This window comes from Pseudoalteromonas sp. XMcav11-Q (genome assembly GCF_040104525.1).
Taxonomy (GTDB): domain Bacteria; phylum Pseudomonadota; class Gammaproteobacteria; order Enterobacterales; family Alteromonadaceae; genus Pseudoalteromonas.
In genome coordinates, this window is sequence record NZ_JBECOX010000001.1 from 298,853 (window position 1) to 325,241 (window position 26,389).

The 26,389-nt window shown below is 43.7% G+C and carries 29 protein-coding genes; 9 read left to right on the forward strand and 20 right to left on the reverse strand.

Going from position 1 to position 26,389, the window contains the following annotated elements; all coding sequences use genetic code 11:
* The first annotated feature begins 3 nt into the window (after window positions 1–3).
* The 8 genes from ABMY45_RS01430 to hisC are packed head-to-tail and all read left to right on the forward strand — an operon-like array spanning window position 4 to window position 9,480.
* Entirely contained in the window at window positions 4–723 is a 720-nt protein-coding gene (locus tag ABMY45_RS01430) for an ABC transporter ATP-binding protein (RefSeq protein WP_039497249.1), read from the forward strand.
* Window positions 723–2,123 carry a DUF3526 domain-containing protein gene (locus ABMY45_RS01435; protein WP_206471008.1) on the forward strand — a complete coding sequence of 467 codons (1,401 nt, stop codon included), beginning with the start codon at window positions 723–725 and terminating at the stop codon, window positions 2,121–2,123. Before ABMY45_RS01430 ends, ABMY45_RS01435 begins: the two co-directional genes overlap by 1 nt.
* Window positions 2,120–3,589, forward strand: a complete 1,470-nt coding sequence (locus tag ABMY45_RS01440; RefSeq protein ID WP_206471009.1) for a DUF3526 domain-containing protein — start codon at window positions 2,120–2,122, stop codon at window positions 3,587–3,589. Before ABMY45_RS01435 ends, ABMY45_RS01440 begins: the two co-directional genes overlap by 4 nt.
* Window positions 3,586–4,920 carry an alanine racemase gene (locus tag ABMY45_RS01445; RefSeq protein WP_174170075.1) on the forward strand — a complete coding sequence of 445 codons (1,335 nt, stop codon included), beginning with the start codon at window positions 3,586–3,588 and terminating at the stop codon, window positions 4,918–4,920. The genes ABMY45_RS01440 and ABMY45_RS01445 overlap by 4 nt, the downstream gene beginning before the upstream one ends.
* 36 nt (window positions 4,921–4,956) lie before the next feature.
* Window positions 4,957–6,015 carry a cysteine synthase family protein gene (locus ABMY45_RS01450; RefSeq protein ID WP_174170074.1) on the forward strand — a complete coding sequence of 353 codons (1,059 nt, stop codon included), beginning with the start codon at window positions 4,957–4,959 and terminating at the stop codon, window positions 6,013–6,015.
* 2 nt (window positions 6,016–6,017) lie between these two features.
* Window positions 6,018–7,001, forward strand: a complete 984-nt coding sequence (locus ABMY45_RS01455) for an ornithine cyclodeaminase (protein ID WP_174170073.1) — start codon at window positions 6,018–6,020, stop codon at window positions 6,999–7,001.
* The gene (locus ABMY45_RS01460) at window positions 6,995–8,371 is read left to right on the forward strand and encodes an MATE family efflux transporter (RefSeq protein ID WP_174170072.1); all 1,377 of its coding nucleotides are present in this window, start codon (window positions 6,995–6,997) and stop codon (window positions 8,369–8,371) included. The genes ABMY45_RS01455 and ABMY45_RS01460 overlap by 7 nt, the downstream gene beginning before the upstream one ends.
* Complete coding sequence (gene hisC, locus ABMY45_RS01465) at window positions 8,368–9,480, forward strand: histidinol-phosphate transaminase (RefSeq protein WP_174170071.1); 1,113 nt, start codon at window positions 8,368–8,370, stop codon at window positions 9,478–9,480. Before ABMY45_RS01460 ends, hisC begins: the two co-directional genes overlap by 4 nt.
* A 22-nt stretch (window positions 9,481–9,502) precedes the next feature.
* Here hisC and ABMY45_RS01470 read toward each other — a convergent pair whose 3' ends face one another.
* From ABMY45_RS01470 to ABMY45_RS01500, 7 genes are all read right to left on the reverse strand, one after another.
* Window positions 9,503–10,393 (reverse strand): DUF1015 family protein, encoded by an 891-nt coding sequence (locus ABMY45_RS01470; protein ID WP_174170070.1) that lies wholly within the window; start codon window positions 10,391–10,393, stop codon window positions 9,503–9,505.
* Between the two features lie 164 nt (window positions 10,394–10,557).
* A complete protein-coding gene (locus ABMY45_RS01475; protein WP_102057064.1) occupies window positions 10,558–11,145 on the reverse strand; it encodes a helix-turn-helix transcriptional regulator in 588 nt (195 codons plus the stop codon).
* Window positions 11,146–11,346: 201 nt separating this feature from the next.
* The gene (locus tag ABMY45_RS01480; RefSeq protein WP_174170069.1) at window positions 11,347–11,751 is read right to left on the reverse strand and encodes a hypothetical protein; all 405 of its coding nucleotides are present in this window, start codon (window positions 11,749–11,751) and stop codon (window positions 11,347–11,349) included.
* A 101-nt stretch (window positions 11,752–11,852) separates the two neighbouring features.
* Window positions 11,853–12,314 (reverse strand): GNAT family N-acetyltransferase, encoded by a 462-nt coding sequence (locus ABMY45_RS01485; protein ID WP_211866505.1) that lies wholly within the window; start codon window positions 12,312–12,314, stop codon window positions 11,853–11,855.
* Window positions 12,315–12,400: 86 nt separating this feature from the next.
* On the reverse strand, window positions 12,401–13,342 hold the full coding sequence (locus tag ABMY45_RS01490) for a polysaccharide deacetylase family protein (protein WP_349288302.1): 942 nt from the start codon (window positions 13,340–13,342) through the stop codon (window positions 12,401–12,403).
* A gap of 157 nt (window positions 13,343–13,499) precedes the next feature.
* The gene (locus ABMY45_RS01495) at window positions 13,500–13,679 is read right to left on the reverse strand and encodes a hypothetical protein (protein WP_349288303.1); all 180 of its coding nucleotides are present in this window, start codon (window positions 13,677–13,679) and stop codon (window positions 13,500–13,502) included.
* The gene (locus tag ABMY45_RS01500) at window positions 13,669–13,995 is read right to left on the reverse strand and encodes a hypothetical protein (protein WP_206471016.1); all 327 of its coding nucleotides are present in this window, start codon (window positions 13,993–13,995) and stop codon (window positions 13,669–13,671) included. The genes ABMY45_RS01495 and ABMY45_RS01500 overlap by 11 nt, the downstream gene beginning before the upstream one ends.
* Before the next feature lie 423 nt (window positions 13,996–14,418).
* Between ABMY45_RS01500 and ABMY45_RS01505 the strand changes: the two genes are divergently transcribed.
* Window positions 14,419–15,120 (forward strand): hypothetical protein, encoded by a 702-nt coding sequence (locus ABMY45_RS01505; RefSeq protein ID WP_010605170.1) that lies wholly within the window; start codon window positions 14,419–14,421, stop codon window positions 15,118–15,120.
* A 12-nt stretch (window positions 15,121–15,132) separates the two neighbouring features.
* Here ABMY45_RS01505 and ABMY45_RS01510 read toward each other — a convergent pair whose 3' ends face one another.
* The 13 genes from ABMY45_RS01510 to ABMY45_RS01570 form a co-directional block, all read right to left on the reverse strand.
* Window positions 15,133–16,479 (reverse strand): DUF2254 domain-containing protein, encoded by a 1,347-nt coding sequence (locus ABMY45_RS01510; RefSeq protein ID WP_227387023.1) that lies wholly within the window; start codon window positions 16,477–16,479, stop codon window positions 15,133–15,135.
* A gap of 122 nt (window positions 16,480–16,601) precedes the next feature.
* Window positions 16,602–17,984: a Na+/H+ antiporter NhaC family protein gene (locus tag ABMY45_RS01515; protein WP_039497221.1), complete on the reverse strand. Its 1,383-nt coding sequence runs from the start codon at window positions 17,982–17,984 to the stop codon at window positions 16,602–16,604.
* A gap of 230 nt (window positions 17,985–18,214) precedes the next feature.
* Complete coding sequence (locus tag ABMY45_RS01520; RefSeq protein ID WP_010605173.1) at window positions 18,215–18,634, reverse strand: hypothetical protein; 420 nt, start codon at window positions 18,632–18,634, stop codon at window positions 18,215–18,217.
* A 52-nt stretch (window positions 18,635–18,686) separates the two neighbouring features.
* Window positions 18,687–18,953 carry a GNAT family N-acetyltransferase gene (locus ABMY45_RS01525; protein WP_045989807.1) on the reverse strand — a complete coding sequence of 89 codons (267 nt, stop codon included), beginning with the start codon at window positions 18,951–18,953 and terminating at the stop codon, window positions 18,687–18,689.
* Between the two features lie 230 nt (window positions 18,954–19,183).
* Complete coding sequence (locus ABMY45_RS01530; RefSeq protein ID WP_227387021.1) at window positions 19,184–19,321, reverse strand: hypothetical protein; 138 nt, start codon at window positions 19,319–19,321, stop codon at window positions 19,184–19,186.
* A 31-nt stretch (window positions 19,322–19,352) separates the two neighbouring features.
* Entirely contained in the window at window positions 19,353–19,727 is a 375-nt protein-coding gene (locus ABMY45_RS01535; protein ID WP_349288304.1) for a GFA family protein, read from the reverse strand.
* Window positions 19,728–19,866: 139 nt separating this feature from the next.
* A complete protein-coding gene (locus ABMY45_RS01540) occupies window positions 19,867–20,334 on the reverse strand; it encodes a DUF4265 domain-containing protein (protein ID WP_010605175.1) in 468 nt (155 codons plus the stop codon).
* A 179-nt stretch (window positions 20,335–20,513) separates the two neighbouring features.
* Entirely contained in the window at window positions 20,514–20,777 is a 264-nt protein-coding gene (locus ABMY45_RS01545; protein WP_206471020.1) for a hypothetical protein, read from the reverse strand.
* Window positions 20,778–20,922: 145 nt separating this feature from the next.
* Entirely contained in the window at window positions 20,923–23,181 is a 2,259-nt protein-coding gene (locus ABMY45_RS01550; protein WP_349288305.1) for a hypothetical protein, read from the reverse strand.
* A gap of 64 nt (window positions 23,182–23,245) precedes the next feature.
* Entirely contained in the window at window positions 23,246–23,566 is a 321-nt protein-coding gene (locus ABMY45_RS01555) for a multidrug efflux SMR transporter (RefSeq protein ID WP_017216036.1), read from the reverse strand.
* 829 nt (window positions 23,567–24,395) lie between these two features.
* Window positions 24,396–24,911: an adenylate kinase gene (locus ABMY45_RS01560; protein WP_349288306.1), complete on the reverse strand. Its 516-nt coding sequence runs from the start codon at window positions 24,909–24,911 to the stop codon at window positions 24,396–24,398.
* A 252-nt stretch (window positions 24,912–25,163) separates the two neighbouring features.
* Window positions 25,164–25,778 carry a LysE family translocator gene (locus tag ABMY45_RS01565; RefSeq protein ID WP_227387017.1) on the reverse strand — a complete coding sequence of 205 codons (615 nt, stop codon included), beginning with the start codon at window positions 25,776–25,778 and terminating at the stop codon, window positions 25,164–25,166.
* Between the two features lie 25 nt (window positions 25,779–25,803).
* Window positions 25,804–26,358, reverse strand: coding sequence for a GNAT family N-acetyltransferase (locus tag ABMY45_RS01570; RefSeq protein WP_227387016.1), 555 nt, complete (start codon window positions 26,356–26,358; stop codon window positions 25,804–25,806).
* Window positions 26,359–26,389: the final 31 nt, after the last annotated feature.

The window sequence follows — 26,389 nt, forward strand, 5'->3', positions numbered from 1 at the left end:
TTCATGACTACACCTGTTATTCAAATCAATAACCTGCAAAAGCGCTTTGGTGAATACCAAGCGTTACAGGGATTAAACTTGAGCGTACATCAAGGTGAAATTCTAGCGCTGCTAGGCCCAAATGGTGCAGGTAAAACCACCACGATTAATTGCTTACTGGGCTTTTTACAACCGGATGCCGGGGAAATCACCATCGCTGGAATTAATCCACAACATGACGTAGTAACGGCAAGGCAGCAACTGGCTTATATTCCTGAACAAGTCGCGCTCTATCCGCGACTTAGCGGACTTGAGAATCTCGCGTATTTCAGCAAAATGGCCAGCATAGAAAAGACCGACGAGGCCTTTCGCACACTGCTCAGTGAAGTAAAACTGCCAAGTCACGCTGTAGACAAACCCGTTGCAACCTATTCAAAAGGGATGCGACAAAAAGTGGGCATAGCCATTGCCCTCGCAAAACAAGCCAAGGCATTGATCTTAGATGAGCCTACATCAGGTCTTGATCCTTCAGCCAGCCATGAATTTAGCCAGCTCATTCAGTCATTAGCAAAGCAAGGCGTTGCGATTTTAATGGCGACCCACGACTTATACCGCGCTCAAGAAGATGCTCATCGCGTGGCAATTATTAATCAAGGGCAATTAGTCGATACCTTAGTCTATGAACAGCTGCAAGAAGTCCAACTTGAATCCGTTTACCTCAAACATATCAAGGTGGGTGTCTGATGTTTCAAACGACATTAAAAAAGGAATGGCTCGATACCAAGCGACAGGGACAAGCTCTTTGGCTTGGAGGCATTGCAGTATTGCTGCTCTTGCTTGCCTGCTTGACTGGTTTTAAAAGCCACCAAAGCTATCAGCAAGCCGTCACGGAAGTGTCCCAATCAGAGCAATTACGCTGGTTAAATCAAGGTGAAAAAGGTCCCCATTCCGCCGCCCACTACGGTATTTATGTGGTCAAACCCACCACCCCATTGGCTGCACTCGACGCGGGATTACAAGCATACCAAGGGAATGTGTTGAGGCTTGAGGCTCATATTCGCAACGATAGCATGTTTAGAAGTGCGCAAGATAACTTGCCGATGTCACGTTTTGGTAGCTTATCACCCGCCTTTGTGCTGCAAGTCTTACTACCGCTATTGATTATATTAATTGGCTACCCACTACTTGCCCGAGAGCGTGAGCAAGGCACCTTAAAACAACTGCTCGCATCGGGCGCAAGCCCAGCTAAGTTGTTTATCGCCAAATGTGCGCTGCTTTTTGCTATTTCTTGCTTATTTTTATTGCCTGTCGCGCTTTTTTTACTTTATAGCCAAGTAACAAGCGCGGAGCCTCATACACTCAGAAGTGGGCTATTTTTACTATTTTATTTGGTTTACTTATTGCTTTGGTCGTTACTCACCACCACGCTTTCAAGTTTACTTCCAACGGCAAGGCGCGCATTGGTAGCGCTATTAACCATTTGGGCCCTTACAACACTTTTACTACCAAAACTGGCGATGAATATCGCAACCACCATTCATCCGCAAGGTTCAGGTCAAGCGTTTCAAGCAAAGCTTGAAAGTGAGGTTTATACCGAGGCACGAGTTGAAGCAATCGCAAAGTTCAAACAACAAACATTGACTCAATATGGTGTTAGCAATGTGGAAGACTTGCCCTTTGACTATGCCGGAGCGCAACTCCAATTTGGTGAACAATACGCTGATAAAATCTTTGACCGCTTATTTTCAGCGCGTTTAGCTCAACTAGAAGCGCAATCACAAAGCTATCAACTTGCAGGAATGTTAACGCCGTTTATCGCGATACAAACGCTGTCGATGGCCACCGCAGCCAGCGACTTTACCCACCAGCAAGCATTTGAGAATGCGGCAGAGCAGCACCGCCGCCTGATGCAAGAGGTGCTTAACTTTAATCAAAGAGATCACGGTCACAAGGCGGACGGACATTACACCGCGGGCGAGGAATTATGGCAGCAGATCCCAAAGTTCGCATTCCAATACCCTAATTTCATTCGTTACCTGCCTCACTACGTTATCAGCCTGTTTAGCCTGAGCTTTTGGTTGATTGTGCTGGTGTTATTGAGTTTCTTCGCGATTAAAAAACTGCGCTTGGAGGAGCAAAGATGAAACGCTTAATGTTAGCTACTGAGTTTAAAAACCTCTGGCGAGAAAAGCTCGTACTCGCGCTGTTTGTGACCACTACCATGCTTGCACTAGTGGCATTTTTTAACGCCCATTACTTTGCTAAAAAACAGCATGGCGTGGTACTTGCCGCACAGCAAATGCAGCAACAGGCCATCCAAGATGCCAAAGCTGGATTACCCGAAAGAGTCGCCAGTACAGCAGACTATAAATGGTGGGAAGACCCATACGACCTGCGCGGGCAGGCTTTTTACTTAATGCAAAATTACGCCACCAAAACCCCGCTTGCAACGTCGCCAATCGCAACAGGGCAAGCCGACGTATTACCTTACTATTTTAAGATGCTAATCAAAGAAAAACAGCACATCGTTCATCAATATGACTATGTTCATCCGCTATCTCTGTTGTTAGGCCAGTTCGATTTAAGTTTTGTAATTGTCTACTTACTGCCATTGCTCATTATTGGCATTTGCTTTAATGCCTTGGCAAGTGAACGCCAAGATGGGCAGCTAAGACTACTGATGCTGCAAGGAGGCAGTGCGACCCGCCTTCTGACCTATCAATTATTGCTGCGAAGCGCGTTAATTGTGCTGCCATTTTTAAGTATTAGTAGCCTGCTTTTAATAACAATACGAGAGCAGCTAGGAGTGGTTGAACTGCTGAGCTATAACCTTATCGCACTATGTTATTCTGGGTTTTGGATTGCCTTAACCGCTTGGGTAAATAGCAGAGCTAAAAGTGCAGCAAACAACGCAGCTACCTTAGTCACCTGTTGGCTTGCCTTGGTGATTGTGGTTCCAGCTTTGGTCAATACCAGCATCGCTTTGCTTGACCCAACCCCTTCACGAATTCACTATATAGATAGCCTCCGTGTCGCTAGCGACGATGCCCAAAAAGCGAGTGAAAAGACCTTAGCTCAGTATTTTCAAGATCATCCAGAACTTGCGAAGAATGGCAGTGGTTCCAGCGATTACGCAACCAAAAAAATCGCCACCATTAATTCTGTTGAACGCGCAATGGCGGCCGAAGATTTACGCTTTTTAACTGCGCAACAAGCACAGCAACATAATGCACAAAAGCTACAGTATCTCTCCCCCGCACTCATCGCACAAACACTGCTGGTTGATTTAGCGGGCAATGGATTAGCACGTCATCACGCCTTCATGGCGGAAGTTGAAGCTCATCATCAAGCACTACAAGGTTTCTTTGCCAACGAAATTGCCAAAGCCAACCAAAGAGGAGACTTTGCTCCTTGTGAGGGTTGTAGCGCCAAGCCAACGCTCACGGACTTAGCTGATATTCCTCAATTTAGCAGTGACTTTGCCACACCAGTGAACAACTACACGCCATTAATCTGGTTGCTGCTCCTAGCCGCCGGCCTGCTCCTTATAGCAAAACGCCGTGTCAACAAGATAGACAGTGCAAACAACAAAGAGGTGTTAGTCGTATGAGTGATGCCTTCACTGCAAAATTGCATCCGCAAACGCAGAGCCTGCTCGCGGAGCACCAAGCCAAGTTATTTGAATGGGCGGCAGCATTGGGAGCGCCGCTACATTTAGTGTTTCCTCAGCGTTTTGCGGAAAATATCGAAACCCTGCAAGCTAACTTAATAAAGCTCGGGCTTGAACATGAGATTTATTTTGCCAAAAAAGCCAACAAAGCCCAATGTTTTACTCAAGTCGCGTCCAATCACGATATAGGAATAGACGTGGCTAGTGTGCAAGAGTTTGAACTTGCCCTAAGCGGTGGTATTCAAGGTGTAAAAATTGGTGTATCTGGTCCGCATAAATCAGATGCACTACTTAGCTTAGCGCTTGTGCATCAAGCACTTGTCGCCATAGATTCAAGTGCTGAGTTAAGCTCCATCATTACACTGGCCCGCCAGCGAAAGCGCCCAGCGCAAGTGCTACTGCGTTTACAAACACAACCAACTAAAGCCTCACGCTTTGGTAGTTCACTGTGCCAGCTTACGCCGCTATTAGCACAGTGTCGAGAATACAAGGAGTGGGTAAGCTTAGAAGGATTTAGCTGCCACTTAAGCGGGTACTGCCCACAAGCACGTGGCGAGAGTATCCATACTTTAGTCGGTGCGATAGACGAGGCCAAGCAAATGGGACTGTCGCCATCAAAAGTGAATATTGGCGGTGGCCTGCCCGTCTCCTACTTACAGAATGAGCAGTGGCAACAAGCCTTGGACTTTGAATGCTTTTTTGCAGATAAAACCTTTGCAGGATTTTATCCCTACCATAACAAACAAAGCCCTGCGGACACCTTACACGCTATTTTGGCAGTGAAGAACGCGCATGGACAAACCGCATTAGCGGCATTACGCCAAAGGAACCTTACATTGATGCTTGAACCTGGGCGCGCACTGCTCGAAGAGGCTGGCATTAGCTTGTTTAAAGTGCAAGGGACAAAGCCGCACCTAGGCACATCAGACTGTTATATCGCTACACTTTCGGGCTCGAGCTTATCACTGTCAGAACAGTGGTTTGAAAGCGAATACTTGCCGAGTCCGCTGTTACTCACGGCACATTCAAACCGCAAACAAGGAACGTATCGCGTGGCTTTTGGCGGCGCAACCTGCCTAGATAACGACATGATAAGCTGGCGGTTTATCCCCTTGTCGCAACTACCGCAGCGCGATGACCTAATGGTTTACCTCAACACTGCAGGATATCAAATGGATTCAAATGAATCTGAATTTCACTCTATGCCATTGCCACGAAAAATCGCCGTAACGTGGGAGCACAACAGACTTTCTTGGCAACTACTTAGCTAGAAAAACCCCAACAACACAACGTAAAGGAGCCTATTTATGAACATAAATGTGCAGCATTCGCTCGCCTCGACATTATCCCTAACCCCCTATTTAAGGGTTTCGCAAAGTATTGGTAATACCCCGCTAATGCAGTTTTTAAGTCTACCAAACGGTAGCAAACTGTTCCTTAAACTTGAGCAATTTAACCCCACTGGTAGCGCTAAGATCCGAATGGCGAAGTCTATGTTAGATGAAGCAGAAGCCAGTGGCCAACTGAAGCCAGGTGGCTGGGTCGTTGAGTCAACTTCTGGCAATACCGGCGTTGGTCTTGCGCTGCTTGCAGCGGAGCGTGGCTATCGCTTTACCGCACTTGTGGATAACCATGCGGCAAAAGAGAAAATTAGTAATATGAAAGCCTTTGGCGCGGAAGTGATCTGCGTTAGCGAAGCTGGAGACGACAGCCTATCTACTGATATTCGCGATGCAATGGCCGCGAAGCTGGCACAAGAGCAAGGCGCATTTTGGACCGCCCAACACAATAATTTTGCCAATAGCCGCGGTTATACAGGACTTGCGCAAGAGGTCTTTCATGAACTTGGTGAACACATTACTCACCTTGTCGGTGCGGTTGGCACAGGTGGGTCGCTATGCGGCACAACAAGGGCTTTGCGCGACTTAGGTTGTCATCACCTCACAACGATTGGAGTTGAACCTGTAGGGTCTGTGATTTTTGGTGGACCAGGACTGAATTATCATCAGTCAGGAACGGGGACGCCGGAAGGCGCTGAGATAGGTCCCGTTATTGAGTATGAACTTATCGACAAAGGCGTGAAGGTATCTGACAAACAAGCGTTTAATACCGCCAGGTACCTTGCCAAGCACTACGCCCTAATGGTCGGTGGCTCGGCAGGTGGGGTTATATACGAAGCAGTACAGGCGTTAAAAACCGCCCCCGCCGATAGCTTATTTGTGGTACTCGTTTGTGACGGTGGCGAGAAGTATCTCGATACGGTATTCAATGATGATTGGATGGCAAAACACGACCTTATCGACATTAACATCGAGCAAGAGCTCGATGACCTATTAACGCAATATAAACCTGCCGCGAGAGCCTAACCATGACCCAACAAACTGTTCTGCCGATACTAAATGAAGCCCGACTGGCGCAACTTGATTTTCCCTATAGTAAAGTCATTGAGGTGGTGGAAAATGCCTTTCGTTCACTGCACCACCCTGACTCTGCCAACCCACTCAAAGTGATTATGACGCCACAAGATGGTCGATCCATTGCCTATAGTATGGCTGGCCGAGATGCCGCAAGTAATACCGTAGGGTTTAAGGTCGTCTATGAATACGACCCAGACAGAAGTCGCAACCAATATCAATTCTATTCCTTTATTTTCCTTTGCGATGATGCCACAGGCCACCCTGTGGCCCTAATGGATGTAAAAGAACTAGGTCCTATGCGCACATCAGCCACCTCCGCCTTGTTCGCAAAATATGCCGTTCATTCAGATGCTAAAAATGCGTTGGTTGTAGGCACCGGTGTTCAAGGGCAAATCGCTTTACCAATGCTGGTCACGGCATTACCACAACTCACAAATCTAACCGTTCATGGCAGCTATCAAGCAGGTTTGGAAGTGGTTCAGCAAAAACTAAAGGAGCATCACCCACAGCGACAAGTTGCGGTATCACAAGATTTAGAAGCTTCAGTAAGACAAGCCGATGTGATCCTTGCCGTTACTGGGTTATCCGCCAAAGAGAACATAAAATATGAATGGTTAAAACCCGGCGCTGTGGTGATTTTAGTTGGCTATGGGATCGAAAAACCAGTGCTACACCGAGCTGATAGATTGCTCACAACGGATGCAGAACAAATGAAGGTCACCGGAGACGATTTATTAGACGAGAACGATAAGCTACCCGCCGTTGATGCGACATTGACGGAAATACTAAATGGTGAAAAGCGGGCACGAACCCACCCTGATGAAATTATCTTTGTCTATAACAGCGGCATGATCATTACTGACGTGGCACTCGGAAGAGCGGTTGCAGACTTTGCCATCACACAAGAAAACGTGGAGGAAGTAACGTTATGGTAGCTTCAGCGCGCGCCGATATTTTTAAAGTAAGTCAGCTCGCAGGGCCGCTTATTCTGACCAATCTGCTCTACGTGGCAATTGCAACGATAGATCTTATCATGCTCGGTATGTTGAGCCCGTTAGAACTGGCTGCTGGCGGCCTCGCCATTGGTATTTTTAATCAATTTAGAACCATGGGAACGGGCGTAGTCACGGCAACGGGTAATCTGGTATCTGATGCAATCGGCAAGGCTAAACTAGATCAGATCACTCCTCTTTTTAACGCCAGCATGCTTATCGGAACATTTTTGGGTCTGCTATTCGCCGCCGCGATGTTTGCCATAGAGCCATTTTTAAGGTTTATCGGTACATCCGAGGCAATTGCCAATTTGACGACCCAATATTTAACCGTTGTCGCTTTGGGCTTATTACCCTGTTTTTGGTTTCAAAGCGTGCGGCATTTTAGTGTTGGATTGAAAAGACCAGGGCCATTGATGTTAATAACGGGTGTATCTGTTGTACTCACTATCGTGCTCAATTACGGTCTAATTTTTGGTCAGTTTGGCCTACCACAACTCGGCTTTGTGGGGGTTGCAGCCGCCACGTGTATCGTGCTGTATTTATCGTTTTTACTGTTTGTACTATTTGCCAAGCGCGATGACGTACTCAGCCCCTACCTCACTATAAAGTTTTGGCAAACCGACCGTGAAGCACTTAGTAAAACATGGAAAATGGGCGTGCCAATTGGCGCAACTTACGGGCTTGAAGCTGGTTTTTTCACCGTGCTTGCGTTGTTTGTGGCAACACTCGGCGTAAATGCCTTAGCCGCCCACAACGTGGTAAGCCAAATGGTGTACATCGTATTTATGGTATCTGCTGGCATTTCATCTGCTTGTTCTATTTACATCAGCGAAGCCAATGCTGCGGGGGACTTTCATCATGCAAAACGCATCGGCAATTTGGGGATTATTTGCGGTGCCGTGGTCATGTCTGTTTTCGCCTTAATCTATTTATTCACACCCGAATTTGTACTGCGGCCATTTTTAAGTGCAGAAGAATTACAAAACTCCGATGTCGTTGTTATCGCTATAGAGCTACTCGTTATTGCCGCCTTTTTGCAGTTTTTTGACGCGTGGCAAAATATCGGGCTCGGTATCCTGCGTGGACTTGGCGATGTTAAAAGCACCCTAATGCTGTCTTTAATTGGTTATTGGTGCATTGGTCTTCCCGGTGCGTGGTTATTTCAAGAATTTTTCTCTTTGGGTATTTTGGGCGTTTGGTACGCCTTAATGTTAGGACTTGCGGTCACAGCGCTATCTGAGATTTGGCTTTTTAATCATAGGGCTAATCGTTTACTTGAGCCCACATCACTCAAGGAGCAAAACGCATGACAACGACAATGCCAAACCCAGCCCGCAAGGAAGTCATTGCACTACCGCCCTATGGTGCGGGACAAACCATTGAGCAAGCAGCAGCGCGTAATCTCCACCCCAATATGATAAACCTCTCGGTGAATGAAAACCCTTTAGGGCCAAGTCCTGCTGCGCTTAATGCTTTTAAAGCACAACTGCATACCGCTAGCTGCTATCCAGACAGCCAATGCACTGAGCTAAATGAGCAGCTGGCAACTAAACTTAACGTTGCCAGAGAACAAATTGTACTCGGCAATGGCTCTGAGGATGTACTCTCAATGCTGTGTAAAGCTTTCCTCAGTCAAGGCGATAAGGTGTTAGTGGCCAAGCCTACCTTTGCGCTTCATGGGATTTACGCCAATATGATGGGGGCAAAGGTCCTAGAAGTGCCGATGCAAAGCGATTTATCCTATCGAATTGATGATTGGCTCGATGCTATCGCATGCCACCCAGATTTAAAAATGCTTATGCTTGCTAACCCATCCAACCCCATAGGTTGTACGTTTGATGCCAATAATTTGCAGCGCCTCATTGATGCCTGTCCGCTCAATACGGTTATCGTCATTGATGAAGCGTACTGCGAATATGCCCAAGGCCATAAACAGTTTGTCGATAGCTTAACACTACTTCAAACACAGCCTCGTCCCTACGCGGTATTACGGACTTTTTCCAAAGCCTATGGTCTTGCAGGGCTTAGAGTGGGCTACGGCGTAATGACAAATGCCCAATTGGCGGATTATCTGCACCGCGTACGTACACCGTACAATGTAAATCGACTAGCACAACTTGCTGCGATTGCGGTATTGCAAGATCCCTCCTATTTGGCAGACACGGTCACGCAAACGAATCGCGAAAGGGAAAAACTCAGCGCCGCCCTCACCGAGCTGGGTTATTTTGTCGCGCCAAGTCTAGCCAACTTTTTATTTATTGATGTCAAGCAGCCGTCTGCGCATGTCGCATCTTTGCTGCTGCAACAAGGAATAATGATAAAACCATGGCTAGAATCAGGTTTTGATCATTTTGTAAGAGTAAGCATCGGACTGCCGGAGCAAAACCTTAGGGTGCTTGAAGCCTTTAAACAGTTGTAAGTATCGCCCTCTGTGAGGGCTTTTAAGCACAAGCTGCCTGCTGATTTAAATGGTAAAGTACTTGGCTGTCGGCCTTATGAGTAAATAAGGTCGACTTTTCTGGAAAGTACTTGCCTGCTTTGGCAGCAGCAAAGATGTCTTCAATTATGGGGGCGCGACAGATGGCGGTTACAATATGAGCGTCATCACTTAGCTCAACTTTATTTTTAGACCACAGCTCCTCAAACGCTGGCAGTGCCTGCAGTGCTCTACGCAACTGGGTCTGAATAAGATAAGAATCGCTTTTCGCGCGTTGGAGAGCAAAACATAAAGCAGCTTTCCCCAACCAAATAGTATAATCGCCCTCAGTCTCCGGGGATTCACAGATATCAAAATCGCTAAGGTGCTGTTTGAATTTAGTAACATCTACAGCTTGTGTGTAAGATGCCTGCACCGCGAAACTCGTTATCACCGCATCTTGCTGTGGAACTAACCATGCCATCATCCGAGATTGAGGCGCATGACGTTGGCTGGCAGCAAACATCCTGTGATGTCCATCAGCAATTAGCCATTGTTGGTGCATTGCGATCTGCTGTCTGAATTCTTGTAGCACGTGACGATTTTCAACAGCATAGAGGCGATGAGTACACTCACCGCAATCACTGTGCCACTGCGCAGTTTCAACACATTCCGCTTGCCATCGCACCTTGTCCAAATTAAGTTTTCCGACCAAAAGACACGGGGGTAACAGCAACTTCTCGAGCTGAACACGCTTTTTCAGCGCCATAGCATGGGTAACCGAAACCGACTCGTGAGGCAGAATCGCTTGCTCAGGTAACACTGAAACGTCAAGCTCGGCCAAAATGCCTGTAACCAAAATACCACCTTGCTCCACTTGGTAAAGATGAAGTGGTCCATCCGTTATTGTGATCATAAAATAAACCTTGCACCATTTTAGATACAATATAACATACCATAAATTGAGTAACATCAAGTTTACATGACAATTTATACTGACTTGTTTAGTGTGGTTATTGCTTTGCCTCAATAATCAGAAAAAATTCAGTAAGTTTGCTTTAACTTACTGAGCTTTTTGTATTACAGATTTGGTGACAACGAGAGTTGATAATCATCAAAGTGTACTTCAGCCTGTTTTTGATGTTGAACCGTAACACTAGGGGAAGCGATAAGAACTTGACCCTCAGAAGATAAGCTGTAAATCTCGGTCACTATTTTCACTTGGTTTTCTTGTTCAATTTTTGAGGTGAGGCGAATTTTTAGCTTATCTGAAAATACAATCTCGCTGAATGCGCCTTCGTCATTCAAAACCTGAACATCAGCCAGCGTTTGTCCCTGAGAGGTTAGCATAAGGTCAACCATCACGGGCTTAGCTGACGCCGTTAAGGTAAAAACACTTGCAGCCATCACAGCAGTACCTGCAAAAAATGCCGCAGCTTTGCGTGTTAATTTGGCACCTTTTAGCTTAGGCTGATGTTGAATTTCTATCACCTTAACTTCATAAACCGCAGCAAGTGCTTTTATCGACTCGAGCGATGCCGTCCCTGACTTTTCGATACGTTGTATGGTTCGCAGGCTTAGCCCAGAAACCTGTGCCAATTCGGATTGACTCCACGCCCGCTCTACTCTTTTCGATTTTATAAGTTGTTTGTTAATTTGCATTTCCATGATTGGTCTCCTGTATTAGTTAGCTCAACTATACTCGGAGACCTTCCTACTGATTACGCCACTTAGGCGACATAGGTATGTCAACTCTATGACATTAAAGAATAAATTAAAACTCTTTCACTGTGTTCTGACACATAACGTTTAAGAGTTAAGCATTAATGATATTTTCACTTAATATTGGCAAATCAATTTACACAAATACTAAATGGACATTTCATCGAGTTGTTTCACCATCGACTTTAGCTCATTAACTGTGACTTTTTCTGCACTAAACTCTTTGCTAAGATTTTGCTGGGCTGCTGCGAAAAGCGGCTCAGCTGTTAGTGAGTTTCCAAGCTTTTCGTGCAATAATCCGATACGGATGTAAGTAAATGCTAAAATATTGGGCCCCAATTCAGCACGAACGCTTGAGGACTCCGCTTGATTCAAAAGCCTAGCCAACGATTCTAAAGCATAGATTCCACTTTCAATTGAGCCATCTTTATATTGCTGAAATGATATTTCAACCTCATTTTTAATAAAATCCATTTCCATATCTTCTGCATAAGCTGCTGTTGTATTGAGTGTAATTAAGCCGCATATGCCTATTAAACATCCTTTAATCATCGAATTCTCCTTAGCCCGTTGTAACATTTATTTTTAGAGTTCGTACCTTTTATAGCAAAAAAAGTTTACTGTGTACATTTTATCATCTTAAGGATGAGTTATTATTGAGCGGGTTTAATTACTGATACAAACGCCAGCTTCTCTATTCCATGTGTTGGCAACCAACGTTTAAACTCAATAAATCCATACTTTTGATAAAGCGCTATGGCGGGGATATTTGCGCTAGCTGTTTCAACTATTACCTTCTCCGCACCCAACTCAGCTAACGCAAAATGCAGTAATTTACCCGCAATCCCTTTGCGAAAATAACTGGGATCAACGGTCAGGCTATCTATTTCTAGCGTTTTCTCAACAATGACAATTTCAATGACAGCAGCAAGATTTTGATTTTCAAAATATCCATAAAAGTGACTCGTCGCGCTGCATATATCTTCTACCGTTCGAGATAAAGGCGGAAAATAACTCGCCCCAATTAACTCTGCTTCTACTTTGTATGAGCGTTGAAACACACTGAAAATCTCTATCGCCACCAACGCATCGCGATTGTCTAATTGTCGAATCACAGCAAATTTCTCACATTTTAACGTATTAGGTGCGCTTAAGTCGGTGTTTTCCAAATTCGAGCGCACCCAATCATATTTAAAGTTGGCTATCTCAACTGATTCATTGTTTTAAATTCCATTCCTATTTTTTTCGCATGAGCGAAGATTTTTAGCAATGTATTTGTCGGTGTTTGCCAGCGATCTGTGACTTCTCCCTCGACGATACAATGGCCAACCAACACTAGGTCTCTACCTGTCTTCATTGCTCTTTCCATCGCTCCAAACACTCTTTCTTGAGGTTCAAAATAAACGCTGTCAATACCCACACCATTATAGAAATAGCCATCACTTTGTGTCGCAAATCTCAAACTATCCGTTTTGGGACTTAAATATCCCCTAACGGAAGTGAACTCGCTTTTCAGAGCTTCACTTAGTTCTAAATTATATGAGCCGAACGGAAATGCAAAGGCAGTTACGTTAAGACCATCATTTCTCATGTTCGTAAGAGAATCCAACACTGCACCTTTGAGCCAAGACTCTACACCATGTTTTTCAACCCATTCCACTGCATTTGCGTGATAAGTAGTATGGTGGGCAATTTCAAAGCCTCTACTTTGCAAGTCGAGCAGATTTGCTGCCATATCACTATTATACTTACTCACGTATAAAGTCGCGGTGGCTCCGTGCTCTTCAAACAAGTGCGCATGCTCTACCCACGAGTCAACACAGTGGCCGTCATCAAATGTCAAAACAACGCTGCCCAGATTTTCACGACCAAGAACAACCTCTTTGATCACTTCGATTTCTTTAACTACTTCGATTTCTTTAACTACTTCGATTTCTTTAACTACTTCGACTTCTTTAACTACTTCGACTTCTTTAACTACTTCGACTTCTTTAACTACTTCGACTTCTTTAACTACTTCGACTTCTTTAACTTTATCTGAAGAGCAACCTAACAAAGTGGTTAATACAATTGCAATCGGTAAATGCTTAACTGTTAACATAAACGTCCCTATAAACAACCCAAAAGGAAGCGATGCTAACATTGCTAAATTACCTAGAAAAGGGATTCTTGTAAAAAAAACCTCTATTAGATACAAAAAAAGTATTTATAAACAAACAATTAACAAAAATTGCATACTTCTAAAGTATGCGCCGAGCATTCCGTTCTTGATGAGAACGATTCATTCTAACTTTGCGAGATCAATGCAAGAAAAGATACAAATGCTGGTTTTTCATTTTAGCTTCATTAAACCAACTTTCGAGCTGCGCGATTTGGGTTTGCTCAAGCTCACCATAGTCCGCTTCGTCTGTATTGATGCTCTCAGGTGCAATGCTGAAAATTGCAGGAAAGTCATCTGGGATTGGAAATTTATAAGGCATATCCATCATAGATGGTGAACGGGATATCATAAAGATTATCCATATCGCATGGGTACCACGCACTATTGTTTAAAAATTGTCCCTTTATCTCGCAAATGGCCTTGAATAAATAACCAAAGGCAAAACCTAGTCCAGCTCGGTTCCCCTCACCAATCAGCAGTTCTTTGAGTAAATCTAACGCGCGAACGTGCTCGCTATGATCTTCTAGCATTGAATTGATCTCACGCAATTCTCTCGCACATTTTAAATTAACTTCTTCAAAAAGTACTCTTGCTGGTGTGTTTAACAGTGCTTGCGTATCTACTAGATACGCCATAGGACATATTATCTCATTAATTTAGTCCATTGTTTACCTAATTGCTTTGCCAGCACGATTGCTGATTGCAATAATAAGCCATGCTAAAAAGTCGGTCGTTATTGTCCGCCTCTCAAAGCACCATTAGCACAACGAAACTTAATATTGAAATCATCTGAATTATCAATTTTATGCTATTGAATGGCCACATAACTCGCCGATCCAGCCACAGAGTCAAGAGTTAGTGCTGATAGTACCAAAACCCACTGCTAAAACTGCAGTTAACGGCTAGAACTCAGGTAAACACTAAAATTTTAAACAAAACGATGGTATTTAGGGCGGATAGAGCCTGGTATTATTTCTAGTGAATTTCAAGTTGTTGCGGTTATAGGGTATAAACAACGCACACTAAAAATAATTTACATAAGATCAAGGAAGCGTTTCATGTCGTTAGCTAAACACACACTCGATTTATCACTAACGGATAAAGTTTGGTTCAAATATGTGACTCTAAAAAACAAAAATGAATTGAACGATAACTCTCAAGTATCACTCAAATCTATCGCAGCGCTGGGCATGCTTTCCGGTGGCGCTGAGTTTTTATTTGCATTATTAGTCTTCGCCTTGGCTATCACAGCGTCGTTTATTGATGGCGAGTACCCACGCTACCTTGCCTTTCCTGCTTGTTTAATCGCATTTTTAATTATCTTTTTCACTAAAAGAGTCATGCTGTACAAAAAATTTGGCTTTGGCTCTCAATGGGTGATGGACGTGTCGAAAAACCAATTAACCATTTCGCCCAAAGCAATAAAAACAAAGGTAACTGGTACGCAAAAAATTGCTAGAGAAGATATTACTGAAATCACCTTTCATTACTTACTATTAAAAGACCGCAAAGGCGGAAGAATAAAAACAACGGCCAATTTATGCTTTGCCGAAATCTTATTAAAAGATGGTACAAAAGTAGAACTCAATGGCACTCGGATCGGTTTTTTTGACTTACTCTACTTACTTATATTCTTTGATTATCCCTTAGTTTATCGAAATACGTCTGCAGGCGGCAGCTCTGATATTGCCATCATTTTACTCAGGTTACTCTCCCTTTCTGCCATTGCCGCCGGTCTTGCTAAGCTTGCGCTGAATTAAAAAAGTTCGCGCTTATTCTCGTTTAAATTGAGTAATAAGCGCTTCTCCTTTGTCGCCATTGATTTTCTCAATGGCCTCGAGCATTTCAATGATCCGTTGACGGTCAAACGGGTTAGTGATGGTATTGCGCACATCGTCGATGATGGCCTCTAGATAATTAAATAAACTTTCCGTCGCTTGTTGACCCGCACGTGAGCGAAACAGTATATTTTTAAACGCTTCCAACACATTAACCATGACATAGCCATCGGTCTTTGCATAGTTTCTTATCGGCGTAAAATTATCATGCAGTAATTCATCAAAAGACGCTTCGTGAATATATAAAAGCGGCTCATTTTTAGCGTGTTTAAAGGAGTAGTTCACATCGCAAATATCCAAACGCTGGATAAGTAAAATACTCAGCATATCAATCGCCTTTACCGCAGTACCGGGGTCATTAATCCCTGGGCTCATGGCCTTCACTGCAATCTCCGAGATTTGTGTTAAACCATAGCGATAATGGTCGCTGATGTACTCTTCAACATAAAAAATAAAACAGCCAAGTAACGCATCCTGTAGCGCCTCATTTTCACTAAGATCCTTATTACACTTAAGAAACGGATAGCCTTTAACGGTAAAAAACCCTTGTTTAACTGCAATATATATTTTTAAGTCATGTTGCTCGCACAACCCGCACAGTTTGTCACTGTGTACTCCCTTAAAATATCCCTCTTCTGTGCTGGGTAAATTATGCCAACTCGAAAAGTCAGGAAAGTTATCAAAAGGCTGCTCTTGCTGTTTGGTGATAATATTCTTCATCTCATTCTTGGTGTTGTTAAACAGGTCATTTAGCACATTATCGACCTGTATGGCGCGGGAGATTGAATGGATAAAAAATACAAAAAAGCCTAATGAGATCAGTCCAAACACCAACGAAAGTAAAACCCCTAACGCTGGGATCCCAGTTTCACCATTGCCCACACCACGAATGTTTATCAGCATAATGATGGCATAAATGATACTGCCGAGATAAAACCCCAATACCAGCTGGTGCGACTTTCTGGTGATAAGGCCTGGCAGTACCCTAGGTGACAACCCAGCGCTGGCATTATTCAGCACAATCATCACCATTGAAAAACTAAATACCGTCAATGAGATGATACTACCCACGAGCGTGCTTAAAATGGTTCGTGCGTTTTCTTCACTGTCGACAAGTACAATCGCTATAAGCTCCTTAAAGTTGCTGATAGGAGCTGCATATTCAAGTGCAGTGGTTATAAGCGCGAAAATGAAAAATGCAACTGCAAGTAAAGAGGGGTAGAAACCGATACTACTTATCAGTTCGCGGTAATTTTCGGCTAACTTGCGAGGTGTGAACATTGCTATCCTTACACTTTGAGAGTCTGGTTATATAGCCTAGCAAGACTTGAGCAATAGAGTAATGTATTTTAGAAAGTTAGCTTCGAAGGGTTAGCAAAACTAACCCTAAAACTTACTTGCGATTATGCAATGATCAAGAAGCCAACAAAGGCGATAGCAGCCGCAATCAACGCATAAGGTAGCTGAGTGATGGCGTGACTGACTAAGTTACAATCTGAGCCTTGAGCTGCCAATACTGTAGAATCCGAGTAGAAACACGCTTGACTTCCAAATGATGATGCCGACAACAACGCGCCTATTACCAAAGGAATATTAGCATCTACAGCAACGGCCAATGGCATCACGATAGGAATAGTCACAGCGAAGATCCCCCAACTAGAGCCTGTTGCAAAAGCCAAAATAGCCATAGATAAAAACACCATCGCAGGCAGTAAACCAGCAGTCATATAAGGACTCAGCGCATTTATCACATATTGTGGCAATAGCAGCTGATCGCACACATCCTTAAAGATAAATGCGGCGATAACCGTTCCTATCGCGGGTAGCATGCATTTAAAACCATTGATCATTTGCTCAAGCATGTCTGCAAGCGGCATCAACCTTTGCACCATATAAAATGGGATAGTTACAGCCAAAGTCGCTAACAAGCCTTTCCATACATCAATGTCAAAATACACTGTAAACGCCACCAACAAACCAATGGGCACTAAAAAGTTAACCAGTTTGCCTTGAGTGTCGGCTTGTTCAAATTCCTGCTCAATGGCTTTTGCAGCATAGTGATCCGGTGTATGCACTTCTTCCAAATCAACCTGCTCAAGCGCAGGCTGTCCTTGTTTAGCTGCAAGCTCTGCTTTTTTCATTGGGCCGAATAGTGGAACAACACCAAATATCACCAGTGGCACCATAATTACAGCCACCCAAGCATACAGCATGTAAGGAATGGCCTGAATATACGTGCTGATCCCCTGTCCTTCTCCGGCGACACCGTTATCAACCAGCAAACCACCAAAGAACACTGCCCAAGTCGAAAGTGGTACTAGAACACAGATAGGCGCAGCGGTTGAATCCACTACATAGGCAAGCATTTCCCTAGAAATCTTAAACTTATCGGTAACGCGACGCATCGTCTCACCAACCGTCAGCGCATTAAGATAGTCATCAATAAAAATGATCACACCTAAAAAATAGGTCATAAGCAAAGACGACTTTGGCCCTTTTGCCATTTTCAGTGCATTGCGACCAAATGCTAAGGCACCACCCGTGTGCACCAACAATGCTATCAAAGCACCAAACGTACCACATACCAGAATAAGCCAGCCGATGGTTTCATCGCCCATCACTTTTAGCGAAGCATCAGCAAAATTTGCCAATACGGTGGCAGGGTCTAACAATGCGAGTCCTACAAGCGCCCCTAAGACAAGGGACAAGATAGGACGACGTAAGATAATTGCAAGCGTCAATACGACGACTGGGGGAATGATGCTAATTGCACTTGGCTCAGCCATTCGAATTTCCCAAATCAAAGGAATTTGAGCAGCGGAAAAAAGGGACGCAACATCGGCTATAAACAGCGGCTGATGCAGTCTTATCCGTTTCCCAAATTCAGAACAAAAGGTTAAAATCACAGGCACTTAATGCGTGTGAGGATCTGCCTAATATTGGGTTGACGAGTTGACTGTATGGCCCTCATTGAAACATCGCGGAGAAAATATACAGAATTTGACTTTGCGTCAATTTATTTTTTGTCTAATGCTAGTTTTGCCATGTGCTTATTTACTTGCTCTATCTCTTCAGCGGTCAATTCGGCGTAACGTCTAGGATAAGACCACCCGTACCCCCAACGAAATGGCGTAGGTAAATAAGGAAGCCCACCAAGTCGCACACCCGCTAACATCAAGGTTGCCACTTCTTCTTGACCTACCGCAGCAACACATTTTTGCAAGGCAATGTCGGCATTTTCGCGCTCTATAGCGGTACCACCTTTCCAGTAGGCAAGGTCGTGTGCCGTGCAACAACTTAGCCACAGTTCATTTTGCGCCAAAGTACCATCAGGAAATGCACTACAGCCATCGCTTGTGAATGGCTTTAATTCATCGGCACTGCCGTGACTAGATGCAAACAGCAGTGAGAATATAATTACTATTTTTTTAATCATCGTAAATTACCGTTTGGCTACTTTTATGACTTCCAACCTTAGCTGGCGCACCTTACACTTTCATTTCCATCAGCTGCGCATCTTCACCATAACTTTTGCATACCTTAATTGGCTTTGGAACAAAGCCTAGTTTCAACCAAAACCCTACGCTATTTTGAACAGCCACGAGTCGAATGCGACAGTACCCCATTTGGGTCGCCAACTCAACTAAGCGTTTAATCATCAAGGCACCAATTCCCTGCCCAGATACGGCTTGTGAAACAACGAGGTCATGTAGAAACAACGACGAACTAGCCGGTTGTTCAGGAAGTAATACCAATTTGCTGAATTAAGTGCTCTATTTTGAGGCAAGAAAATCTTGTCGATAACAAGGCAAAAATTTTGCTATTTAGTTGTTCTAAATAAGAAATTTTTAACACAGTTAGCGTCAGATTTGCTCCTTCAAATTGAGCAAGTATTTAGGTAGATTGGTATAATGTAAACAGACTCGGCGGCTTTTCATCGTACCAAGGGTGCGCCAATAAATAGGCATCCACGGCTCGATGTTGTTTAAAAACAACTCTTTGGCGAGCGCATCCATTTACTTTTTAGGATATCCACAGTTTCCGGCGCAACATCATGATACGCCTGACTTTGTAGCGTTAGGATCTCAGGCCACGACGCATCTTCGATAGCGTAATAAGTCATAATATACTCGCATACGACGCTTAGGTTAACTTCATCCTATGCGCCACCATTTTGGCCTTTTTGAAATATAAGAATGGGATTTGGGTTCTAGGGTTTTACGACTATTGGCATCAAAAACGCCGAGCACTAATGCAATGATAGGCGCGTCATCTATTGCACCTAATGTGCTACCACACTCAGGGCAAAAAGCGCGCGATGAATAATCCGAAGAACGCCACACCTTAGGCGCACCGCCAGGCCCATCCCAGCTTACCTCTTCACTTGCGAACTCTACCCATGTAACGGTTAGGGCACCGCTATGTCTTTGGCACATTTTACATGAGCAGGTATGAGGGTTACGAGGGACGCCAATCGCGGTAAAACGGATCTGCCCACATAAACATCCTCCAACAAAATTGACAGCCATCCTTGTGTTTCCTTAGTATTTCACCATTATCCTAAATTAAGTACGATAGTAAATTACCGTGCCTATAAAGTTCCAAGTGAAACACAAAACTGAACACTAAGCCACTGAATTTGTGATGCATTAGTTAGGTATCTCTTAGTTACGCACTGTTACCATCGAAGTTATCGTGGGGCTCGCCGGCAAGTTCATACTTCAATACGCCAAGCTCCTGATAATAATGCAAGATATCGATAAAAGATTCGTATTCTCTTTGCGGTGAAACCGTCAAGGCAAAGCACCCATCATCCAATTGCTCGCTCTCCACGCCAGATAGAGTAAGCTCTTGAAGTAGCTCTATGTTTTTGGCATTTTCTAACTCGTTTGTAAAGCGGATCCGCAAAGAGTGATACTCACTTCGAGCCACAATCTCGATGACGTCTAAAGAACCTTCGCTATCTGGTGCAACCAAAACGTGGTCGTCGTAGTTAACACCAAAAGCAAAAAGCGGAGCGCCTTTTATTTGATAAATATTATCGCTCACTGCCGTCGCAACAATAAATTCTTCAGCACAACCTTGAGGATGGTTTTTAAAAGTAAACCGTACTTTGTCAGTGACTACATCATTCATATGGATACAAACCGCCTTTACATGGACTGATCTCGTTTTATTTAACCGACCGTAAGTCCAACAAATAAAAGTTACCCACAATTACAATGTGTTACTTGTATATGGGTTTAGATTGCAAACATGATGCAGTAGCAAAACTGAAGAGAAAATTAAGCGACGACCTATAGAAAACAAAGTGGTTAATCACCAGCTAATTTTAGCTTTGAGATCGACTGTGCGATCTTTCTTTTTATAATTTTCTGTTCAATATATAAAGAGACTCCCACTCCTATCATAGCGGTGATAAGCATCACTAACCAAAAGGACAAATTGTCGTAAGACAATAACCCAGAACCGGCAAGGTAGACGTTAAACGGTACTGCAATAAACAATACACCAAGCGCTTTGCACAGCTCATTTAAGGTTGCTGAGTCTGCTTTCGCTTCTGTAATTACCTCATGCAATATCCGATCGTCTATCAGCTCGATTTTCGTGAAATTATTCCTTATCCATCGTAAGTAATCCAATTTATCTTTGCCTCCAAATTTCGGTTTTAGATATAACGTATACAATTTGGGAACGTGGTACTCTGAGACTCAAAGTGGCATGCTAACGTTTGCCCCAAAGCACATCAATTTCTTTACCGTCTTTAACAAACTCTAGCTTCACCGTCACTTTGGTACCATTTTGTGCCTGAGGAAAAGTGCGCGTACATTGCAATACATAATGGGCGAAAAAGCGGTTATAAAATCCATGTTCGCCCATGTCATCAAAAAGATTAAATGCTTTTTCAAGCACTGAATAATCCCCTTCTTGGTGATAAGCGAGGTTAAGTTGTGCAAAACCATCGCATAGGTTTTTAATGTCGTGCAAAATCCGCGGATGCAACTCGACTATTCCTGCAAGGGTTTGGAATTTACTCGCACCTAGCCTGCGCCAATCCCGCTCTTTGCGTGCAAGTTTTCGACATCCCTTTGCTTTGAGATATTGATATGTCGCCAGAGCCACTTCGTTATGAGAGTTAAGTTGCGAATTTAACAATGCCTCAAAAATCGCATCATATAATTTCACCCGATTTTCTATAGTCGCCCGCTCAGGAAGTATTTTGTGATTGATAGGTAATGCAGCGGCAAGCGAGATGGCCAGTCTTCTACTATCAAACTGACCTAATAAAGCTAGTAGCTGAACAAACGCGTCATGGTCAAGGTGTAAGGACTTAACGATCCGCACATTATCGGCATCTTTGAGTATCTCGCTCAATCGGTGTTTTGTATCCTCAGAGTCAAACTCTGGGATCATACCCCATACCGATAAATCATCGACCAAGTGGTCCAGCTCGTTACTGGTCACACTCGCCTCTTGCTGTTTATGTAAGAGCGTCAGACCCAATGTAAACTCGTTTAGCTTGGGCGGCGTTGATGTTGAAAAGGCCACCATCTGAGCATCAAAGCTGAGATAGTAATGACGTTTATCGCCATTAATATCATCTTGATAACCACGCATTCCAAGCGTAGCAAGTTGCACTCTATTTAGCTTGTCTCTCGTTTCAATGGTTTTAAATGAATAGCTGTTACGGCTCATGGCCGACCAAGCACCAAAGCCTAAATTGAACCCATAGGCTTGCTTGATTTCAGTACTGGTTTGAAAGAAGAAGCGCTCTATCTCGATTTCATCTTGGTAACTAGGCTGAGTGATAGTACCAACCCGCCCAAATAGCGCATCAAGATGCACCTGCTCTAGGCCTTTGGTAGTTAATTTAGCTTCAAGCAGCGATTGATGACTGGATAAACGCGTATATTCAAACTTAGCACTTAACTCGGCTTTCAGCTTTGCAGCCGTTTCAATATTTGCTAACACCGTTTTTTTAATGGTCAGCAGCTCGCTTTGGAGTCGTTCTAAACTGTCCATTAGTGGATCAAGCTGTAAGCGATCTTTTAATCTTAAGATCAGATCTTTTTGTGCTTCATCGGGAAAGTTTGTTGCGACAAGCGAAAGGACTTCTTCAACCTTATCCAAAGGTGCATTGAATATCCCTGTCAAAATACTCGAATAAGCTTGCTTAAATCCGGCTTGGTCGGCAAACTTGGCGTTCACTCCCCCAGTGATTGTTAAAGCAGTATTCGACAATGTTGATTTTTTAATTGCGAGGAAAGTATGGTGTGGTTTATCCAAGCGTTTAGAAAAGACAACACGAAAGCCACCACGGATCTCGATATTAAGGTCCGCATTCAAAGCCGAATCAAGGTTAACATCAAGTAACTCTCCTTGGTCCAACCAGCGGCTAAACATATCGAGATTTTGCGCGATTATATCTGACCACCTAAAATTGGCGCTCACGGTTAACGCCCCTGCCGTTTCCATCATTAATGCATTGTTAGGTGCAAGTGACTTAACATCCTCAATATCGAAAATAACCGGCATAGTCGCAAGGTCGCGGCCTAAGGCAAGACCCACAGCTTCATGTGGTTGATGGCATAGGTAGGCTGCTAGTTTACATTGTGCCTGCCCATCTGTATTGATGCCAAGCAGCTCCGCTTTGGAGGAACCGGTTAGATCAAAATCAATCTGTGTGCTGTATTTTATCCAGCACACCTCATCACTATAGGTAAGTGTTGTGGTAGGTTCGAGATTTGCATTAACCTCCTTTTGCTCACCAATAATACCGTCTTCATCGATGACTGTGCTCGCGTTGATAAGCTCTATCTTACTTTCACCAGTAACACTTGTGGTTATATCTTCCAATGCGAAGCTATGGCTTTCTACCATTTCCCCGCGCCAAGGTAACAAATCACCATGATAGTCTTTAAGTGGTGTGAGGGTAGTCTCGACAAGCGTTTGTAAGCCCGTCATATTCAGTTCAATCGTCATCGAATTTCCTTTTCATCTGAAGTGGAATTATCTAACCTAAGCTCCGATTAACTATAGCTGTAATTTAACCCTGAGAGGATAATTTTAGACCAATAATCCCAATCACTATCAGCAGTAAACTGAGTAGCTTAAGTGATGACAACGGCTCTTTAAAATAGACAAAGCCAACAATAATCGACCCTAGCATACCAATGCCAACCCAGACAGAATAAGCAACGCTAAGCGGTAAAGTTCGTAGTGCAACACTGAGAAAGTAGAAACTTGCGGCCATCGCCACTAAAGTAATAATTGAGGGAACAGGCTTCGTGAAACCGTTGGTAAATTTCAAACCAATAGCCCAAACGACTTCCAATAAACCTGCAAAAACAAGTAGCAACCAGCTCATGACAACTCCAAAATGGGGTCGTCCCCGCCAGTAAAAGAAAGCTCTGGAGGTCGTCCACCAGAGCGAGAGAAAATTAGCACGCCCGTGAAGCTAATTCAAGCTTCACGGCAAACAAATTAAGACTCAATTAAAATTGTAAAAGAGCGAGGGCCTGTTGACCTTTGCTGTTTGATTTTTGTTCTTCTGAGTGTGTTTTGGTCGCGACGCTCGACTTGTCGCCTAGTAATCTAGGCAAAAGTTGAGCAACAATGAACAAAGCGCACTCAGGTGAACCCAAAGGGCAGCGCTTGATTGGCATTTCTTCTGTGTTGCCCCACAAGGATGTGGGGTAAGGTGACTTTGCAGGAGCACAAAGTCTTTATCACCAGACTTACATAGAATGACTATGCTACGCTGGCTCTGCCTTGTATAAATACCAATCAAACTGCTGCAAAAACAAACTTGAAAGATCAACAGGCCCTAATATCCTAAAAAATCGCAGTTAGCCGTGACAGACAACACCTTCCAACCACCTTGCTCTATCTGTTCAATCTGTTGGTTGAGTAACTCAACGTCTGGTTGTCGCGAAAAAATGCTTTTTCTTATTAAATATTACAACTCTTCTCATGCACCTCTCCATGCGCAACTATCAAACCGGCTAAGTATAAAGAACAACAAAAAAGTACAAAGGCAAATAGCAAATAATAGCTGCGATTAGATGATTTATCACCGTTTTAGTGTGGGTAAGACCGCTACCAGTTTTATTATTCATCATTTACAGCGCAAAAGACGTAACACCAAAGGCTGTAAATCAAATCAATACATTACTCACGTTTACCCTTTGATGATATTACTTCGCATGTTGGCGTACAAAGCTATCAAGCGCCGCAACCGACTTAATCACATAGAGTGTTTTGGTTTGCGCACTTTCCTCTAACTGCGATAAGAATTTTTCATTCCAAAATTGCGGGCAGCGCCTTAACGTTTTAATACTGGCAATCGTCCCTTTAAACACTGAGCTACCATCTGGCCAGCCTTCAGGCTTATTGAGCATGCTTTTTAAAAGACGTTTTATTACAAACCAATAACTCACTCGATATGGTAAGTTGATGTAGACTAAGGTATCTGCTGCATCTAAGCGCTGTTTAAACGCATCTAACGGACCAAAGCCGTCAATGATCCACGCATCAGTATTCAATATGTTTTGATGTGCTTTATCAAAAGCGGCTCTGTCAACAAACTCGCCATTTGCTTGGTAGAGCATCGAGTCTAATTGATATAACGGGATGTGTATTGCCGCGGCCAGTCCTTTACTCACCGTAGACTTGCCGCTTCCCGGTTTACCAAAAACTGCTATTTTCTTCATGTAACCTCCTTGCTGTGGCCCCACAAGGCAGATACAAAAAACCCACCTTACTTTGGTGGGTTCATTAAAAAAGCACACAAAACCACCACTCCTAAGGAATGGTAATAATTCGTGTACTTGTGAGAAATAGTTCTATATTCATAACGATACTTTCACGTAATGATTAGTTATTGTCAAGCACACGCAGGCCAGATGAGTGAATTGAGAAGTAGCATCACTTTGTGGGCTAGCGAGTCACGAACTTTGGCATCGCTACTGTCTACTCAACAGTAAGTTGCCGCCAGATAGCACCAAAAATGAAGCACATGCACGATTAAAACGTTTAACCAGTTTAGGTTTACTAAACCACTGCCTTAGATACAGCCCAATAACAGCGTACATAGCGATAGCCACGATTTCCAGAACGAGAAAAGTAGCCCCCAATAGTGAAAATTGCTCTGTCACATTTTTTGCAACGTCGACAAACTGAGGGAGAAAAGCGGTAAATATCAAAATTGCCTTTGGATTACCCGCAGCAAGAGCGAACTCTTGCTTCATCAGTCCGGTAATGCTCAGATTGCGGACATCATCCGAAACTGGACTAACGTCTGAGCGCCATAAATTATAAGCCATCCATAATAAATAGAGCGCGCCACAAATCTTAATGGCAAGAAACAATATTTCCGACGTATACAGCACAACAGCAAGGCCTGAAGCGGCAAGCGCAATCATCACACAAAATGCGGCGAGCCTTCCAAATCCCGCAAGTAGAGCTATACGAAAACCATAACGACGAGCATTATTTAGCGCTAGAAGATTATTTGGCCCTGGTGCCATATTCAAGGCAAAGCAGGCTGGAATAAATAAAAGTAGTGTCCAGATTTCCATTGTCTTTCCTTTAAAAAATATTGGCTCAGCGATTAAATTCTGACTTTAATAACCCAAAGCACGTTAGATCGTGAAATTGTTCTTTCCAATACCCACTTTGTCGTCTAACTCCCTCAGCTTTAAAACCTAGCTTTTCTAACACAGCCTCTGACGCATGATTTCCCGGCACCGTATCTCCTTGAATTCGATTCAGTGCACCACATGCTAGTAAACCACCAAACGCGGCGGAGATAATTTGGTGTAATGCTTCAGTGGTATAACCCTTTCCCCAAAATTTCGGCGTCAAATCATAACCGATAACTGCATTTTTCATCGCTGAGTTCCATGAGTTAAAACCACACGTACCTATAAGCTGCTCAGTGTCTTTTAATCGGATAGCCCAACGGATCCCAACACCGCTATCAAATCGAGAATGAAAGAAATCTATGAGTTTTTCAGCTTGTAATCGCTCACTAAACGCATCTAAATCGTAGTATTTCACTACCTCTGGGTTTGAAAATAGTTCAAAAATAGCATTACTGTCGCATTCGGATAGCGCCGTCAACTTCAAGCGTGGTGTTTCAAATTCTGGAAATTGCATATTGATCTCCTTAACATTCAAAGCGCAACAC

What these genes read in the sequence shown, in the direction of transcription:
- ABMY45_RS01430 (WP_039497249.1), top strand. Translation starts at nt 4, where the DNA reads ATGACTACACCTGTTATTCAAATCAATAACCTGCAAAAGCGCTTTGGT.
- ABMY45_RS01435 (WP_206471008.1), top strand. Translation starts at nt 723, where the DNA reads ATGTTTCAAACGACATTAAAAAAGGAATGGCTCGATACCAAGCGACAG.
- ABMY45_RS01440 (WP_206471009.1), top strand. Translation starts at nt 2,120, where the DNA reads ATGAAACGCTTAATGTTAGCTACTGAGTTTAAAAACCTCTGGCGAGAA.
- ABMY45_RS01445 (WP_174170075.1), top strand. Translation starts at nt 3,586, where the DNA reads ATGAGTGATGCCTTCACTGCAAAATTGCATCCGCAAACGCAGAGCCTG.
- ABMY45_RS01450 (WP_174170074.1), top strand. Translation starts at nt 4,957, where the DNA reads ATGAACATAAATGTGCAGCATTCGCTCGCCTCGACATTATCCCTAACC.
- ABMY45_RS01455 (WP_174170073.1), top strand. Translation starts at nt 6,018, where the DNA reads ATGACCCAACAAACTGTTCTGCCGATACTAAATGAAGCCCGACTGGCG.
- ABMY45_RS01460 (WP_174170072.1), top strand. Translation starts at nt 6,995, where the DNA reads ATGGTAGCTTCAGCGCGCGCCGATATTTTTAAAGTAAGTCAGCTCGCA.
- hisC (WP_174170071.1), top strand. Translation starts at nt 8,368, where the DNA reads ATGACAACGACAATGCCAAACCCAGCCCGCAAGGAAGTCATTGCACTA.
- ABMY45_RS01470 (WP_174170070.1), bottom strand. Translation starts at nt 10,393, where the DNA reads ATGATCACAATAACGGATGGACCACTTCATCTTTACCAAGTGGAGCAA.
- ABMY45_RS01475 (WP_102057064.1), bottom strand. Translation starts at nt 11,145, where the DNA reads ATGGAAATGCAAATTAACAAACAACTTATAAAATCGAAAAGAGTAGAG.
- ABMY45_RS01480 (WP_174170069.1), bottom strand. Translation starts at nt 11,751, where the DNA reads ATGATTAAAGGATGTTTAATAGGCATATGCGGCTTAATTACACTCAAT.
- ABMY45_RS01490 (WP_349288302.1), bottom strand. Translation starts at nt 13,342, where the DNA reads ATGTTAGCATCGCTTCCTTTTGGGTTGTTTATAGGGACGTTTATGTTA.
- ABMY45_RS01495 (WP_349288303.1), bottom strand. Translation starts at nt 13,679, where the DNA reads ATGCCTTATAAATTTCCAATCCCAGATGACTTTCCTGCAATTTTCAGC.
- ABMY45_RS01500 (WP_206471016.1), bottom strand. Translation starts at nt 13,995, where the DNA reads ATGGCGTATCTAGTAGATACGCAAGCACTGTTAAACACACCAGCAAGA.
- ABMY45_RS01505 (WP_010605170.1), top strand. Translation starts at nt 14,419, where the DNA reads ATGTCGTTAGCTAAACACACACTCGATTTATCACTAACGGATAAAGTT.
- ABMY45_RS01510 (WP_227387023.1), bottom strand. Translation starts at nt 16,479, where the DNA reads ATGTTCACACCTCGCAAGTTAGCCGAAAATTACCGCGAACTGATAAGT.
- ABMY45_RS01515 (WP_039497221.1), bottom strand. Translation starts at nt 17,984, where the DNA reads ATGGCTGAGCCAAGTGCAATTAGCATCATTCCCCCAGTCGTCGTATTG.
- ABMY45_RS01520 (WP_010605173.1), bottom strand. Translation starts at nt 18,634, where the DNA reads ATGATTAAAAAAATAGTAATTATATTCTCACTGCTGTTTGCATCTAGT.
- ABMY45_RS01530 (WP_227387021.1), bottom strand. Translation starts at nt 19,321, where the DNA reads ATGACTTATTACGCTATCGAAGATGCGTCGTGGCCTGAGATCCTAACG.
- ABMY45_RS01535 (WP_349288304.1), bottom strand. Translation starts at nt 19,727, where the DNA reads ATGGCTGTCAATTTTGTTGGAGGATGTTTATGTGGGCAGATCCGTTTT.
- ABMY45_RS01540 (WP_010605175.1), bottom strand. Translation starts at nt 20,334, where the DNA reads ATGAATGATGTAGTCACTGACAAAGTACGGTTTACTTTTAAAAACCAT.
- ABMY45_RS01550 (WP_349288305.1), bottom strand. Translation starts at nt 23,181, where the DNA reads ATGACGATTGAACTGAATATGACGGGCTTACAAACGCTTGTCGAGACT.
- ABMY45_RS01555 (WP_017216036.1), bottom strand. Translation starts at nt 23,566, where the DNA reads ATGAGCTGGTTGCTACTTGTTTTTGCAGGTTTATTGGAAGTCGTTTGG.
- ABMY45_RS01560 (WP_349288306.1), bottom strand. Translation starts at nt 24,911, where the DNA reads ATGAAGAAAATAGCAGTTTTTGGTAAACCGGGAAGCGGCAAGTCTACG.
- ABMY45_RS01565 (WP_227387017.1), bottom strand. Translation starts at nt 25,778, where the DNA reads ATGGAAATCTGGACACTACTTTTATTTATTCCAGCCTGCTTTGCCTTG.
- ABMY45_RS01570 (WP_227387016.1), bottom strand. Translation starts at nt 26,358, where the DNA reads ATGCAATTTCCAGAATTTGAAACACCACGCTTGAAGTTGACGGCGCTA.